General features: G+C 73.6%; 14 protein-coding genes. 5 read left to right on the plus strand and 9 right to left on the minus strand.

The window, feature by feature from the left end; all coding sequences use genetic code 11:
- From UWG_RS0112640 to sigE, 4 genes are all read right to left on the minus strand, one after another.
- A partial coding sequence (locus UWG_RS0112640) for a sec-independent translocase (RefSeq protein ID WP_016907579.1) occupies nucleotides 1–351 on the minus strand: 351 nt, incomplete at its 3' end.
- 275 nt (nucleotides 352–626) lie between these two features.
- Complete coding sequence (locus UWG_RS0112645) at nucleotides 627–2165, minus strand: S1C family serine protease (protein ID WP_016907580.1); 1539 nt, start codon at nucleotides 2163–2165, stop codon at nucleotides 627–629.
- Nucleotides 2166–2266: 101 nt separating this feature from the next.
- Complete coding sequence (locus tag UWG_RS0112650) at nucleotides 2267–3181, minus strand: zf-HC2 domain-containing protein (protein ID WP_016907581.1); 915 nt, start codon at nucleotides 3179–3181, stop codon at nucleotides 2267–2269.
- Nucleotides 3178–3951: an RNA polymerase sigma factor SigE gene (sigE, locus tag UWG_RS0112655; RefSeq protein ID WP_193386444.1), complete on the minus strand. Its 774-nt coding sequence runs from the start codon at nucleotides 3949–3951 to the stop codon at nucleotides 3178–3180. Before sigE ends, UWG_RS0112650 begins: the two co-directional genes overlap by 4 nt.
- Before the next feature lie 190 nt (nucleotides 3952–4141).
- Here sigE and UWG_RS0112660 point away from each other — a divergent pair, with 190 nt between their 5' ends.
- A complete protein-coding gene (locus UWG_RS0112660) occupies nucleotides 4142–4828 on the plus strand; it encodes an O-methyltransferase (RefSeq protein ID WP_029391397.1) in 687 nt (228 codons plus the stop codon).
- A gap of 87 nt (nucleotides 4829–4915) precedes the next feature.
- Here the strand turns inward: UWG_RS0112660 and UWG_RS32130 are convergent, their stop codons facing one another.
- Nucleotides 4916–5083: a DUF3117 domain-containing protein gene (locus UWG_RS32130; RefSeq protein WP_016907584.1), complete on the minus strand. Its 168-nt coding sequence runs from the start codon at nucleotides 5081–5083 to the stop codon at nucleotides 4916–4918.
- Between the two features lie 389 nt (nucleotides 5084–5472).
- Here UWG_RS32130 and UWG_RS0112670 point away from each other — a divergent pair, with 389 nt between their 5' ends.
- Nucleotides 5473–6261 (plus strand): enoyl-CoA hydratase/isomerase family protein, encoded by a 789-nt coding sequence (locus UWG_RS0112670; RefSeq protein WP_016907585.1) that lies wholly within the window; start codon nucleotides 5473–5475, stop codon nucleotides 6259–6261.
- Nucleotides 6262–6268: 7 nt separating this feature from the next.
- Here the strand turns inward: UWG_RS0112670 and UWG_RS0112675 are convergent, their stop codons facing one another.
- Nucleotides 6269–6898, minus strand: coding sequence for a DNA-3-methyladenine glycosylase I (locus tag UWG_RS0112675; protein WP_016907586.1), 630 nt, complete (start codon nucleotides 6896–6898; stop codon nucleotides 6269–6271).
- Complete coding sequence (locus UWG_RS0112680) at nucleotides 6895–7344, minus strand: DivIVA domain-containing protein (RefSeq protein ID WP_016907587.1); 450 nt, start codon at nucleotides 7342–7344, stop codon at nucleotides 6895–6897. Before UWG_RS0112680 ends, UWG_RS0112675 begins: the two co-directional genes overlap by 4 nt.
- 325 nt (nucleotides 7345–7669) lie before the next feature.
- On the opposite strand from UWG_RS0112680, the gene folP reads away from it, so the two are divergent.
- The gene (folP, locus tag UWG_RS0112685; protein ID WP_016907588.1) at nucleotides 7670–8539 is read left to right on the plus strand and encodes a dihydropteroate synthase; all 870 of its coding nucleotides are present in this window, start codon (nucleotides 7670–7672) and stop codon (nucleotides 8537–8539) included.
- A gap of 21 nt (nucleotides 8540–8560) precedes the next feature.
- Here the strand turns inward: folP and UWG_RS0112690 are convergent, their stop codons facing one another.
- Together UWG_RS0112690 and dapE are read right to left on the minus strand one after the other, a co-directional pair.
- On the minus strand, nucleotides 8561–9343 hold the full coding sequence (locus UWG_RS0112690) for an LOG family protein (RefSeq protein WP_016907589.1): 783 nt from the start codon (nucleotides 9341–9343) through the stop codon (nucleotides 8561–8563).
- A gap of 157 nt (nucleotides 9344–9500) precedes the next feature.
- A complete protein-coding gene (dapE, locus tag UWG_RS0112695; protein ID WP_016907590.1) occupies nucleotides 9501–10580 on the minus strand; it encodes a succinyl-diaminopimelate desuccinylase in 1080 nt (359 codons plus the stop codon).
- Nucleotides 10581–10660: 80 nt separating this feature from the next.
- Between dapE and UWG_RS0112700 the strand changes: the two genes are divergently transcribed.
- Nucleotides 10661–11584: a VldE C-terminal domain-containing protein gene (locus tag UWG_RS0112700; RefSeq protein ID WP_016907591.1), complete on the plus strand. Its 924-nt coding sequence runs from the start codon at nucleotides 10661–10663 to the stop codon at nucleotides 11582–11584.
- Nucleotides 11585–11998: 414 nt separating this feature from the next.
- Nucleotides 11999–12463, plus strand: coding sequence for a hypothetical protein (locus UWG_RS0112705; protein ID WP_016907592.1), 465 nt, complete (start codon nucleotides 11999–12001; stop codon nucleotides 12461–12463).
- Nucleotides 12464–12516 lie beyond the last annotated feature (53 nt).

Here is a 12516-nt window from a genome sequence, read left to right on the forward strand (position 1 = left end):
GCCCGTCCCCGTGCCCTCGCTGCCGTTCTTGCCGTTGACGGCGTCCGTCACCTCGGCGAGGTCCTTGCGGAGGTCGAAGCTGCTCTGGAGCTCCTTGAGGCCGAGGTCGTCGCCGTCGAGCAGGTGCTTGCGCGCGAAGTTCTTGGGGTTGAGGTCGTCGAACTCGAAGTCCTTGAACTCCGGGCCGAGTTCGGAGCGGATGTCCTCCTTCGCGTTGTCGGAGAACTGCCGCACCTTCCGGATGAAGCCGGCGACGTCCTGGATCACCTTGGGGAGCTTGTCCGGGCCGAAGATGAGCACGGCGAGGACGATCAACGTGATCAGCTCAAGGGGTCCTATGTCGAAGAACACCGTGCAGCTCCCTCATTACGTCCATGGCCGACCGACTCCGCCCGCCGACGGACCGGCGCTGCTCGCCGGCGCCCACGTGCTGTCGACACCCGAGCCACGTTACCCGTAGCGCGCCCGAGCCGGGACCCCACCTTCGCACCCGGGCGCAGCCGCCGTGAACGGAGCACGCCGGGCGCACGACCCCGGCGCTGGGCAGCGGTGTCCAGCGCAGAGGAGCGGACGCCGTCCACGACGTGACGCCGAGGACGGCCTTGCCGAGAAGGCGCCGCCGGGCCTCACTCCCCGCTCGACGAGCCGAGCCGCACCTGGATCCGGCGCTCCTTGCCGCCCCGCTCCGCCGTCAACTCGACCGTCTCGCCCGGACGATGGCTCCGCACCCGGACGATCAGCTCCTCAGCACCCTCCACGGCGACGCCGTCCACCTCGCGGATCACATCGCCCGGCTTGACCCCGGCACGGTCGGCCGGACCGCCCCGCTCCACCGAGCCTCTCGATCCGACGCGGGCGCCCCCGCCCTCGTACGAGGTGTCGAGCGTGACGCCGATCACCGGGTGCGAGGCGGTGCCCTTGTCGATCAGTTCCTGGGCGACGCGCTTGCCCTGGTTCACCGGGATCGCGAAGCCGAGGCCGACGCTGCCGCCCGAGCCGCCGCCGTCTCCGGCCGACCTGATCGAGCTGTTTATCCCGATCACCTTGCCGTCGGTGTCGACGAGCGGGCCGCCGGAGTTGCCCGGGTTGATCGGCGCGTCCGTCTGGAGCGCGTCGACGTAGCTGAGTTCGCTGCCCCGGCTGCTCCCGCCCGCGGTGACGGGACGGTTCTTGGCGCTGATGATCCCGCTCGTGACCGTCGCCTCCAAGCCGAAGGGCGCGCCTATCGCGACGACGGGTTCGCCGACCTTGACGGCGTCGGAGTCGCCGAGCGGCAGCGCCTCGGGGGCGGCGCCGCCGTCGATCTCGACGACGGCGAGGTCGTAACCGGGGTCCGAGCCGACGACTTCGCCCTTGACGCGCCGGCCGTCGCCCAGCGTGATCCGCACCGTGCCGCCGTCCTTCGCGCCGTCGACGACGTGGTGGTTGGTGAGGAGATGGCCGCGGCCGTCGAGCGCGAACCCGGTACCCGTCCCGGCCTCGCCGTCCGCCTCGACGTGGACGGTGACGACGCCGGGCAGGGAGCGGGCCGCGATGGCGGCCACGGTGCCGCTGCGGCGCTCGGCGCCGTCTCCGCCCGCCGCCTCCTCGCCCGTGTCGCGGTCGCCGAGGAAGGCGGCCGTTCCGACGCCGGCGACGAGCGCGAGCGCCAGCCCCAGCAGGACCACGCCCGCCCGTCCGCCGGACCTGCGTTTGCGCGGCGGCTTCGGTGCTGTGAGCGGCAGGCTCCACGGGTCGTAGCGCAACGTCGCCTGCGGATACGGGGGTTGGGGAAGCGCGGCGGGCTGCGGTGCGGTGTGCTGCTGCGGCAGGGCGTCCGACCCGAGCGCCGGCGCCCCCTGCGCGGACGGCAGTCGGACGCCGTGCGGCGGCGTCGCGGGACGCTGCACCGGCGGCGCCGGAGCCCAAGGGCCCGGGCGGCCGTACGGAGGCGTGCCGTACGGGTCGGGGGCGTGCAGAGGCGCGGGGGCCTCCGTGCGGAGCGGCGGGTCGGAGTACGGCGTACCGGGTTCGGGAGGCGCTCCTCCCGCGGAGACGCCGGGCGCGCGGGGGTCTGACGGCTGCTCCGAATCCTCGGGGCCCGTCTCGCGCCCGGCGGTGCGACCGGGCAGGTGTGGCCGGCTCCACCACCGCGGCTTCGGCTCGGCGGCCTTCCCCTCGTCCATACTCTCCCCACTGCTCGCGCCCACCCGGGCCGTCCCGTGCTCGACAAGGATTCAACCAGGTGTGCTGCCGACGGCCCAGCCGGCGGGCGGCCAGGGGGACTTCAGGGTGTGGCGGGAGGCGTGGGGCTCGGCTGCGCGCTCGCGGGGGCGTGCTCCACGGAGTCGCTCGCCGGGAGATCGGAGCGGATCGCCGGGGGCGCGGGGGGCGTCGCCGGGTCGTAGCCGGCGGGGAGCCCGGGGAACCAGGGGGCGAGGTCGAAACCCTGGGAAGCGCTCACGGCGAGGAGGGCCGGCGGTGGCGGCGTCGCGCCCGGGGTCCGGCCCGTCGTGTACTGGGGCGCGGGGGCCGGTGGTTGGGCATCTGACGTCAGGCCGCGGGGCTTGGTGCCGAGGGTGCTCACCGAGTCGTTGCGGACGGCCGGTCCTGAGCGGCTCGTCACGCTGCCGGAGCCCGCGGGCGCCGTGCGCACGGGGCCCGCGGAGGCGCCGCGGCCGTCGCCCGAGGCGACCGTGCCCGAGGACGACGTCTGCGAGGTGAGCGCACCGCCGACGGCGAGCGCGGCGAGCGAGAAGGCACCGGCCGCCGCGAAGGCGAACCGGCGCCCGCGCGAAACGCTGCGCTCGGGCTCGTGTATCCGGAAGCCGCGCTCCGGGCTGAGGTGGCCGCGCGAGGACGGACCGGCGACGGGGAGGTACTCGAAGGTGAAGGGTGCGGTGCCGCGTTGCCCCTGGCCCGCCTGCGTACCCTGCTCGTCGTCTTCGCCGTCGGTCGCCCCGGAGTCGGGACCCGAGGGCGCTGCGGGGAGGCCCTGGAGCCGGGCGAGGAGCCCCTCGGAAGGGCCGGGCGGTGCGGTGTCGGCGAAGACGGACTTCACGCGACGTTGAGCGTCGGCCTCGGCCTTGCAGCTCCCGCAGGTGGCGAGGTGGGCGAGGACGCGCTCACGGGCGTCGTGCCCCAACTCGCCGTCCACCAGGGCGGCGAGGCGATCTCCGAGATGGTGCTCGGCCGGCGTCACTCAGCACCCACCTCCCCTCTCGAGGCCGCGGGCACCGCCGCCGCGCTCAGCGACGCCTGCTGCTCCGCACGCGCCTCCGGGGAGCGGTGCTGGAGCGCCTTGCGCAGGTGCGAGCGGCCACGGTGGATACGGCTGCGCACGGTGCCGAGCTTCACGCCGAGTGTGGTGGCGATCTCCTCGTAGGAGAGGCCCTCGATGTCGCAGAGGACGACGGCGGCCCGGAACTCGGGCGCGAGGGTGTCGAGCGCCTGCTGGACGTCGGCGTCGAAGTGGCGGTCGTTGAAGTGCTGTTGGGGGGTGGGCTCGCGGCTGGCGAGGCGCTCTGCCGCGTCGTCCCCGAGGGAGTCGAAGCGGATGCGCTGCTTCCTGCGGACCGTGTCGAGGAAGAGATTGGTGGTGATGCGGTGGAGCCAGCCCTCGAAGGTGCCCGGGGTGTAGGTGGAGAGCGAGCGGAAGACGCGGACGAAGACCTCCTGGGTGAGGTCCTCCGCGTCGTACTGGTTCCCCGTGAGGCGGTAGGCGAGGCGGTAGACACGCGCGCTGTGGGTGCTGACGATCTCCTCCCAGGAGGGAGGGGTCCACGCCTGGGCATCCGCATCGGTGTCGAAGGTCGCCGTGTGAGCGGATTCGGCGCGGAACTTGTCAGCTGTGTTGGTCACGGATTTCGGCCTGCCGGCGGCGGCACGGAGGCGACTCATCACCCCTCCGCCGCGGACGGTGGCCGCACCTCCCCTGTCGGCTCTGGTGGTGTCCAGCGGAGCCCCTACCATAGCCACAACTCCCGTTAGCTCCGGATAAGCTTCTTTGCCCTGCTTCGCGGACTCCCGCGCGGACCGCACGCCGCCGCGACGGCCGGGCCTCAACAGGCCGTGCCGGAACCGCGCTTCGGTGTCCTCGTCCACACCTCTCTCAACGCCCGGTCCGATCAGCGGGTTCCCGACCCAACGGATACAGTCACGACTGCGTGGAGGACGGGGACAGGAGAGGGCGATTACCGGCAACCGGCAGACCTGGGCGTTCGTCGACGCCTACGGCGCGGAGCTCGCCGAGGGCGACGAGGACGCCGGCGGCGAGGGGCTGCGGCTCGCGCGCGAACGCGCGCACGCAGCCGACCTGCGCCCCGTCTCCCCTGGCACCGGAGCGACGCTCCGGCTCCTCGCAGCCGCCGCGGGTGCCAAGGCCGTCGCCGAGATCGGCACGGGCACCGGGGTCTCCGGCATCCACCTGCTCCGCGGCATGCGTCCCGACGGGGTGCTCACCACGGTCGACATCGAGCCGCAGCGGCAGCAGTTCGCACGCGAGGCGTTCCGAGCCGCCGGATTCGCCGCCAACCGCGCACGGTTCATCCCGGGCCACGCACTCGAGGTGCTCCCCCGCCTCGCCGACGGCGGCTACGACCTCGTCTTCTGCGACGGCGAGCGGGGCGAGTACCTGGAGTACCTCGACGAATCGTTGCGCCTGCTGCGTCCCGGCGGGCTCGTCTGCTTCGAGGGCGTCTTCGCCGACGGCCGCACCGTCGAGGCGGCCGTGCAGCCGGCCGCCGTGCTCACGCTCCGGGAGCTGCTGCGCACCGTGAAGGAGAGGGCCGAACTCGCGCCCACACTCCTCCCCGTGGGCGACGGACTGCTCTGCGCCGTGCGCCGTTGACCGGCACCACACGCGCGGATGCGCACCGCCCCGGGGCAGAGGCTTCTGCCCCGGGGCGGACACGGGTCCCGCAGCGACCGATCGGGCTCAGCCGCAGACCTTCTCCAGCTCCTCGCCGAGGGCCGTCGCCTCATCCGGGGTCAGCTCGACGACGAGTCGCCCACCGCCTTCGAGCGGAACGCGCATGACGATGCCCCGCCCCTCCTTGGTCACCTCGAGCGGGCCATCGCCCGTTCGCGGCTTCATGGCCGCCATGCTCGTTCCCCTTCCTGAAACCAGCCGATCGCAGCCGGTCGCCCGCACACTCGCCCCGCATCCGGAACCACTCCACCCCGAGCGGGAGGGAATGGGGATATGCGGCGCCACCGGCAGGGCTCGCCGGCATCGAACACATTGCTTCCCTGTCATTATCCCGCATGCCAGGACCGGATGACCAACATCGGTTCGCAGATCTTCGCCCCGGGCCGAACACAAAACCGCCCAATGCGGCTGGCAGAGAGTGATAACGCCTGACCCCCGAAGCGGACCGGGCGGTTTCGGGACGTTTGCCCGGGCACGTCGTTTGACGCAGCTCACACTCGCGGAGCCCGGTGCCGCCCGCTTCCCCTCTGTCGAGCGCTGGTGATCCGCGTCATGCTTACGCCATGAACGACACCGTGCTCTACGAAGTGACCGAGGGTCTCGCCAAGGTGACCCTCAACCGCCCCGACGCCATGAACGCGCTCGACGACGCGACGAAGGCGTCCCTCCGCGACGCCCTGCGCCGTGCCGCGGCGGACGAGAACGTGCGCGCGGTGCTGCTCGGCGCGCGGGGGCGGGCCTTCTGCGTCGGGCAGGACCTCAAGGAGCACGTGGCGCACCTCAGGGAGAGCGGGGGCGGTGCGCTCAACACCGTCGAGGAGCACTACAACCCCATCACCCTCGCGATCGCCGAGATGCCGAAGCCGGTCGTCGCCGCGGTGAACGGCGTCGCGGCGGGTGCGGGCGCGGGGTTCGCGCTCGCGGCCGACCACCGGATCGCCGCCGAGGACGCCTCGTTCAACACCTCCTTCGCCGGCGTGGGGCTCTCCTCCGACTCGGGGCTCTCCTGGACGCTGCCCCGCCTCGTCGGCCCCGGGCGCGCGAAGGACCTGCTGTTCTTCCCGCGCAGCATCAAGGTGCCCGAGGCCGTGGAGCTCGGCCTCGTGGACCGGGTGGTGCCGGCCGACGAGCTCGCCGAGGCGGCCGAGGCGACGGCGCGGCAGCTCGCCGCCGGGCCGACGGTGGCCTACGCCGCGCTCAAGGAGGCCGTCGCGTACGCGAGTTCGCACACGCTGGCGGAGTCGCTCGCCAAGGAGGCCGAGCTGCAGACGCGTGCGGGCGCCTCCGCTGACCACACCATCGCCGTCGAGGCGTTCGTCAAGAAGGAGAAGCCGGAGTTCACCGGGCGGTGAGCCGTCCTCAGCGCACCTGCGGCAGGCCGCGGACCCAGCACTCGGCGAGGTGGTCGTCGACGAGACCGGCGGCCTGCATGGTGGCGTAGGCAGTCGTCGGGCCGACGAACCGCAGGCCGCTGCTCTTGAGTTCGCGGGCGAGCGCCTTCGACTCCGGTGTCGTGGCGGGGACTTCGCCGAGGGTGCGTGGAGGGCGCGGGGCCGGCTCCGGTGCGTGCGACCAGACGAGGGAGTCGAGAGCGCCGGGCTCCCACTCGGCGAGGACGCGCGCGTTGGAGAGTGCCGCCGAGATCTTGGCGCGGTTGCGGACGATGCCGGAGTCCGCGAGGAGGCGTGCCTCGTCGGCCTCGGTGAAGGCCGCCACCGCCGCGATCCGGAAGCCCGCGAAGGCGGCGCGGAAGGCTTCCCGCTTGCGGAGGATCGTCAGCCAGGAGAGGCCGGACTGGAAGCCTTCCAGGCAGAGCCTTTCGAAGAGGGCGTCGTCTCCGCGGACGGGGCGGCCCCACTCGGTGTCGTGGTAGTGCGCGTAGTCCTCCGTGGTGGCGGCCCAGGGGCAGCGGAGCCGTCCGTCCTCGCCGGGGACGGGACCGCCCTCGAGGCCCACCGCGCTGCCGCCTTCGCGGCACTCGCTGCTCATCTCCGCTCCTCACCCGAGCCCGGCGGCTCCTGCTGCTCGGCCTGCCGGTGCGGTCCGCTCGCCGGCTGCGGTCCGCCCTGCTCGGGGCCGCCCTCCGGGGGCTCGCCTGGGAGTCCCCGCGCGACGGCGACGGCCTGGACGCCGGCGAGGCGGGACTCCAACTCGGCGATCCGCGCGTCCCGTTCGGCGAGTTCGGCGCCGAGGCGGTCGAGGACGTCGTCGACCTGGTCCATGCGGTAGCCGCGGGGCGCGACGGCGAGGCGGAGGGAGGCCACGTCGGCGCGGTTGACCGGGCGGGCCTCGGGGAGCGGCTCGTCGAGGAGGTCGGGCGCGGACTCGGAGAGGCCGCCCGTGACCGAGCGGCCCTGGGTGTCGCCGCCGCCGAGCACGGCGAGGGTCACGGCGGCGACCACGACGACGAGCGCGATCAGCATGAACCAGAACACAGGCGACTCCCGGCGTCGGATCGGAGCTATGACGGACTTGGCGCGGCATCGCCCCGCGACGCGCCGACACGCGCCGTGGACGCCCCCTCACGGGCGAGGCCGCGCCGAACGGCCGTGCCCGGTACGGGGGTTCCGCAGGACACCGATCGTGCCATGCCCCACCGACATCGGCCGTCCCCGTACCCCGGCCGCCGTCCGGCGCCGTGCCCGCGGCACCACCGCTGATCACCCGGGGGACCGCGGCGGTAGTGTCGGCGGGTGACTGCGTACGGGCGCGCAGCCGCGCGTGGGCGCGGTCGGCCGCCGAGGAGAACGGGAGGGGCCGATGCTGCGGCTCGGCACACGTGAGTTCGCGCCCGGGGAGCCGGTGGTGATGGCGATCGTCAACCGCACCCCCGACTCCTTCTACGACCGGGGCGCCACCTTCCTCGACGAGCCGGCACTGGCCCGCGTCGACCAGGCGGTGGCCGACGGCGCGGCGATCGTCGACATCGGCGGCGTCAAGGCGGGCCCGGGCGAGGAGGTCACGGCCCGCGAAGAGGAGCGCCGCATCGTCGACTTCGTCGCCGAGGTGCGGGCGAGGCACCCGGAGGTCGTCGTCAGCGTCGACACCTGGCGCCACGAAGTGGCCGACGCCGCCTGCCGGGTCGGCGCCGACCTCGTCAACGACGCCTGGGGCGGCGTCGATCCGCAGCTCGCGGAGGTGGCGGCGCACCACGGCGCGGGGCTCGTGTGCACGCACGCCGGCGGCGTGCAGCCGCGCACCCGCCCGCACCGGGTGAGCTACCCCGGGCCCGGCGGGGTCATGGCCGACGTGCTGCACAGGGTTCTCGGCCTCGCGGAGCGGGCACGGGAGGCGGGGGTGGCGCCCGAGGGCATCCTCATCGACCCGGGGCACGACTTCGGCAAGTCGACCCGGCACTCCCTCGAGGCCACCCGCGAGTTGGGGCGGATGGCGGCGACGGGGTGGCCGGTGCTCGTCTCGCTCTCGCACAAGGACTTCGTCGGCGAGACGCTCGACAGGCCGGTCTCCGAGCGGCTGCTCGGCACCCTCGCGACCACCGCCGTCTCCGCCTGGCTCGGCGCGCAGGTCTACCGGGTGCACGAGGTCGCCGAGACGCGCCAGGTACTGGAGATGGTCGCGGCGATCGCGGGGCGCGGAGAGCCGGCGGTGGCCCGGCGCGGGCTCGCGTGAGCGGGCGCCGGGCCGGTGCGGTCAGCCCGCGATCTCCTTGGTGACGAGGGTGATCGCCTCGTCGAGGTCGTCGGTGACGTGGAAGAGGTCGAGGTCGCGCCCCGACGCCTTGCCCTCGGCGACGACCGAGCCGCGCAGCCAGTCGACGAGGCCCTGCCAGTAGTCGGTGCCGTAGAGCACGATCGGGAAGCGGGTGACCTTCTGCGTCTGGACGAGGGTGAGCGCCTCGAAGAGCTCGTCGAGCGTCCCGAGTCCGCCCGGAAGGACGACGAAGCCGCACGCGTACTTGACGAACATCGTCTTCCGCACGAAGAAGTAGCGGAAGTTGACGCCGATGTCGACGTACGGGTTGAGCCCCTGCTCGAAGGGGAGCTCGATGCCGAGTCCCACCGAGGTCCCACCGGCCTCCAGGGCGCCCTTGTTGGCGGCCTCCATGGCGCCCGGGCCACCACCGGTTATCACCGCGAGCCCCGCCTCGGCGAGTCCCCGGCCGACGCGGACACCGGCGTCGTACTCGCTGGAGTCGACGGGGGTGCGGGCGGAGCCGAAGACGCTGACGGCCGGGCCGAGTTCGGCGAGCGTGCCGAACCCCTCGACGAACTCCGACTGGATGCGCATCACCCGCCAGGGGTCCTGGTGGACGAAATCGGAGGGTCCCGAGGAGTCGAGGAGGCGCTGGTCCGTGGTGCCGAGCTGCCGCTGTCCGCGCCGCCGCACCACGGAGCCGAGGCGCTGCTCGTGGGCCTCCGCCCCGGCCGCCTCACTGGTCCGGTCTCCGCCTCGCGGCGCCGACCCGTCGTGCATTCCGTACTCCCTCCGACTGCTCTTCATCCGCGCCAGGGTACGCAGAACCCGGCGGTCGGCGGCGCACGTCGGGTGGACGGCGGACGGCGCAGGGGCGTCCACCGCGCCAACTTCCGCACTCTCGAGTGAGATACACCACACTCTCGGGCGGCCCCGCTCAGTCGGTGAGCCAAGCCCGCAGCCGCTCCTCGCAGCGGAGGATCAGCGCCGCCTCCACGCGCTCGTCGCGCTTGTGGGCGAGGTTGGGGTCCCCGGGACCGTAGTTGACGGCGGGCACCCCGAGGGCGCTGAACCGCGCCACGTCGGTCCAGCCGAACTTCGGCTGCGGCTCCCCGCCCACCGCCTCGACGAACGCCTGCGCCGCCGGGTGCGTGAGGCCGGGCCGGGCGGCGGGCGAGCTGTCCTCGACCGTCCAGTCCACGACGCCGCACCCCTGGAAGACCTCCTTGACGTGCGCGAGCGCCTGTTCCTCCGAAAGGTCGGGAGCGTAGCGGTAGTTGACGGTGACGAGGCACTCGTCGGGGATGACGTTGCCCGCGACGCCGCCCGAGATCCGTACGGCGTTGAGGCCCTCGCGGTACTCCAGCCCCTCGACCTCCACCCGGCGCGGGGTGTACTCCTCGAGGCGCGCGAGGACCGGCGCCGCGCCGTGGATCGCGTTCCGGCCCATCCAGCCGCGCGCCGAGTGCGCCCGTCGGCCCTCGGTGCGCAGCACCACACGCAGCGTTCCCTGGCAGCCGCCCTCCACTCGGGCCTCGGAAGGCTCCAGCAGGACGGCGAAGTCGCCCGCGAGCAGCGCGGGGTGGTCCCGCGCAACGTGGCCGAGGCCGTTGTGCTCGGCGGCGACCTCCTCGTTGTCGTAGAAGACGAACGTGAGGTCGCGGTTGGGCGCGGGGACGGTCGCCGCGAGGCGGAGCTGCACCGCGACGCCGGCCTTCATGTCGGTGGTGCCGCAGCCCCACAGCATCCCCTCGTCGTCGAGGCGCGAGGGGAGGTTGTCGGCGATCGGCACCGTGTCGAGATGCCCCGCGAGGACGACGCGCTCGGCGCGGCCGAGACTCGTTCGGGCGACGACGTTGTTGCCGTGGCGGTCGACGGTCAGGTCGGGCAGCGCCATGAGCGCGGCCTCCACGGCGTCGGCGAGCTGCTGCTCCGAGCCGCTCTCGGAGGGGATGTCGACGAGCTGGGCGGTGAGCCGTGCGGCGTCCTGCTCCAGATCGAGAGGGGTGTGGGCCATGGCGTCCAGGTTAGGGCCGGCGCTCGCGGCTTCCCCGCGCGGGCCGTACGGGCGGCCCGGGGAGCCGCTACCTTGGGCGCGTGCCGAAAACGGTCAACTCCCGCACGAAACGCCGCTCCCGGCTTCTGAGGTACGCCGCGGGTGCAGCGGCGCTGCTCGGGCTCGGCGCGTACGGAGCGGTGCTCCTCAGCCCGGAGAGCTCGACACCGGCCCGCTGCCTCGCGAGCATCGCGGAGGGCGACCGGAGCACGGAGTACTCGATAGAGCCCGTCCAGGCGGCGAACGCGGCGACGATCAGCGCGGTCGCCTCGCAGCGTGGGCTGCCCGAACGAGCGGTGACGATAGCGATCGCCACCGCCATACAGGAGTCCTCGCTCCGCAACCTCGACCACGGCGACCGGGATTCGCTCGGCCTCTTCCAGCAGCGGCCCTCGCAGGGCTGGGGCTCGCAGGAGGAGATCCTCGACCCGGTGTACTCGGCTGGCAAGTTCTACGACCACCTCCTCAAGATCCCCGGGTACTCGCGGCTTCCGCTGACGGTCGCCGCGCAGCGGGTGCAGCGCAGCGGCTTCCCGCAGGCGTACGCGAAGCACGAGTCGGACGCGTCGCTCCTCTCCGCCGCGCTCACCGGCCGCAAGGCCGCGGCGCTGACGTGCACCACGGGGCCGGACGGCGAGGAGACCGCAGCCGTCGAGGCGTCCGAGGTGCGGGAGCGCCTCGTCCGCGACTTCGGCAAGGACGTGCTGCCGGCGCGTGAGCGCCTCGGCGGCACGACCCGCGGCGCGGGCACCGAGGCCGACGAGCTGCTCGCCGTCCCGGCCCAGAACGCAAAGCGGGGCTGGGAGTTGGCGCACTGGGCGGTGACGCACGCGCGGGAGCTGGACATCGAGAAGATCTCGTACGGCGGGCGCGTGTGGAGCGACGACCGCTCGGGGGACGGGTGGCGGAGCGAAAAGGACGAGGGCGCCTCGCGCGGCACCGTCGTGCTCCGTCTCGCGCGCTGAGCGGCCGGCCTCGTCGTCCGAACTCCGGTGCTGCGCGGGCGGGTTGGCGGGAGCCGAGCGGCGGCCGGCGCCCCGCCGTCAGCCTTGCGCCGATCGCATCGCCCGCACGAGGGAACCGCGCCGCCTCTTCGCTGACGTCAGCACGAAGGCCCTCGACGCGGCGGCACCCCTCGGGAACCCGCAGGCAGGAGCGCCCAACAGCCGTGGGAGACCGTCGACTTACGCCCGCAATGCGCGGTTTGCTCCAACAGGATCATGTGACGCATTGCCGTTCCTTTACCCGGAGGCCCCGCAACCTCCGGGCGCCCCACGCCGATAGGCACGGCGCGTACGGGCACCGCAGGCGTAGCCCCCGTGGATGTCTACGGCGCCCGTGCGCACCCCCGGAACACCGGAACACCCCGAAGGAGCACCATGTCCCTCCCCAGCACCCGCCGGATCGCGAAGGCCGCACTGCTCACCGCAGCGGGCGCCGCCTCGGTGGTCGGCGCGGCCGGTTCGGCGAGCGCCCTCACCACGGACGCGGCGCCCGACCTCAGCGGCGTCAGCTCCCTCGACGGCGAGGGCCTCGGCACCACCGCCGACGAGACCCTCCGCGGCACCTCGGGGCTGGTCGGTGAGACCGGGGGCGACGCCGTCCGCCAGACCCTGCCCGCGGCCGGCAACGTCGGGGGCGCCGCCGCCAAGACGGCCCTCCCCGCCGCCACGGACCTCGGCAACGGCGCGAAGGAGACCGCGGGCAAGACCGTCGGCGACACCGCCTCCTCCGCGACCGAGCAGCTCGGCGGTGGCAAGGCGCTGGGCGGCCTCGGCGACGTCGCGGGGAAGAGCCCGGTGGGCGGCGCGGGCAAGCTCCTCGGCGGTATGCCGATCAAGTAACCTGCGCAGCAGGGCACTTCACGGGGCTGCGGCGCAACTCGCCGCAGCCCCAC

The sequence above is a fragment of the Streptomyces xiaopingdaonensis genome (genome assembly GCF_000262345.1).
GTDB classification, from domain to species: Bacteria; Actinomycetota; Actinomycetes; order Streptomycetales; family Streptomycetaceae; genus Streptomyces; species Streptomyces xiaopingdaonensis.

Coding starts and splice junctions, on each gene's coding strand:
- UWG_RS0112670 (WP_016907585.1), top strand. CDS start 5,473: ATGAACGACACCGTGCTCTACGAAGTGACCGAGGGTCTCGCCAAGGTG.
- UWG_RS0112705 (WP_016907592.1), top strand. CDS start 11,999: ATGTCCCTCCCCAGCACCCGCCGGATCGCGAAGGCCGCACTGCTCACC.
- UWG_RS0112690 (WP_016907589.1), bottom strand. CDS start 9,343: ATGCACGACGGGTCGGCGCCGCGAGGCGGAGACCGGACCAGTGAGGCG.
- sigE (WP_193386444.1), bottom strand. CDS start 3,951: ATGGTAGGGGCTCCGCTGGACACCACCAGAGCCGACAGGGGAGGTGCG.
- folP (WP_016907588.1), top strand. CDS start 7,670: ATGCTGCGGCTCGGCACACGTGAGTTCGCGCCCGGGGAGCCGGTGGTG.
- UWG_RS0112675 (WP_016907586.1), bottom strand. CDS start 6,898: ATGAGCAGCGAGTGCCGCGAAGGCGGCAGCGCGGTGGGCCTCGAGGGC.
- UWG_RS32130 (WP_016907584.1), bottom strand. CDS start 5,083: ATGGCGGCCATGAAGCCGCGAACGGGCGATGGCCCGCTCGAGGTGACC.
- UWG_RS0112645 (WP_016907580.1), bottom strand. CDS start 2,165: ATGGACGAGGGGAAGGCCGCCGAGCCGAAGCCGCGGTGGTGGAGCCGG.
- dapE (WP_016907590.1), bottom strand. CDS start 10,580: ATGGCCCACACCCCTCTCGATCTGGAGCAGGACGCCGCACGGCTCACC.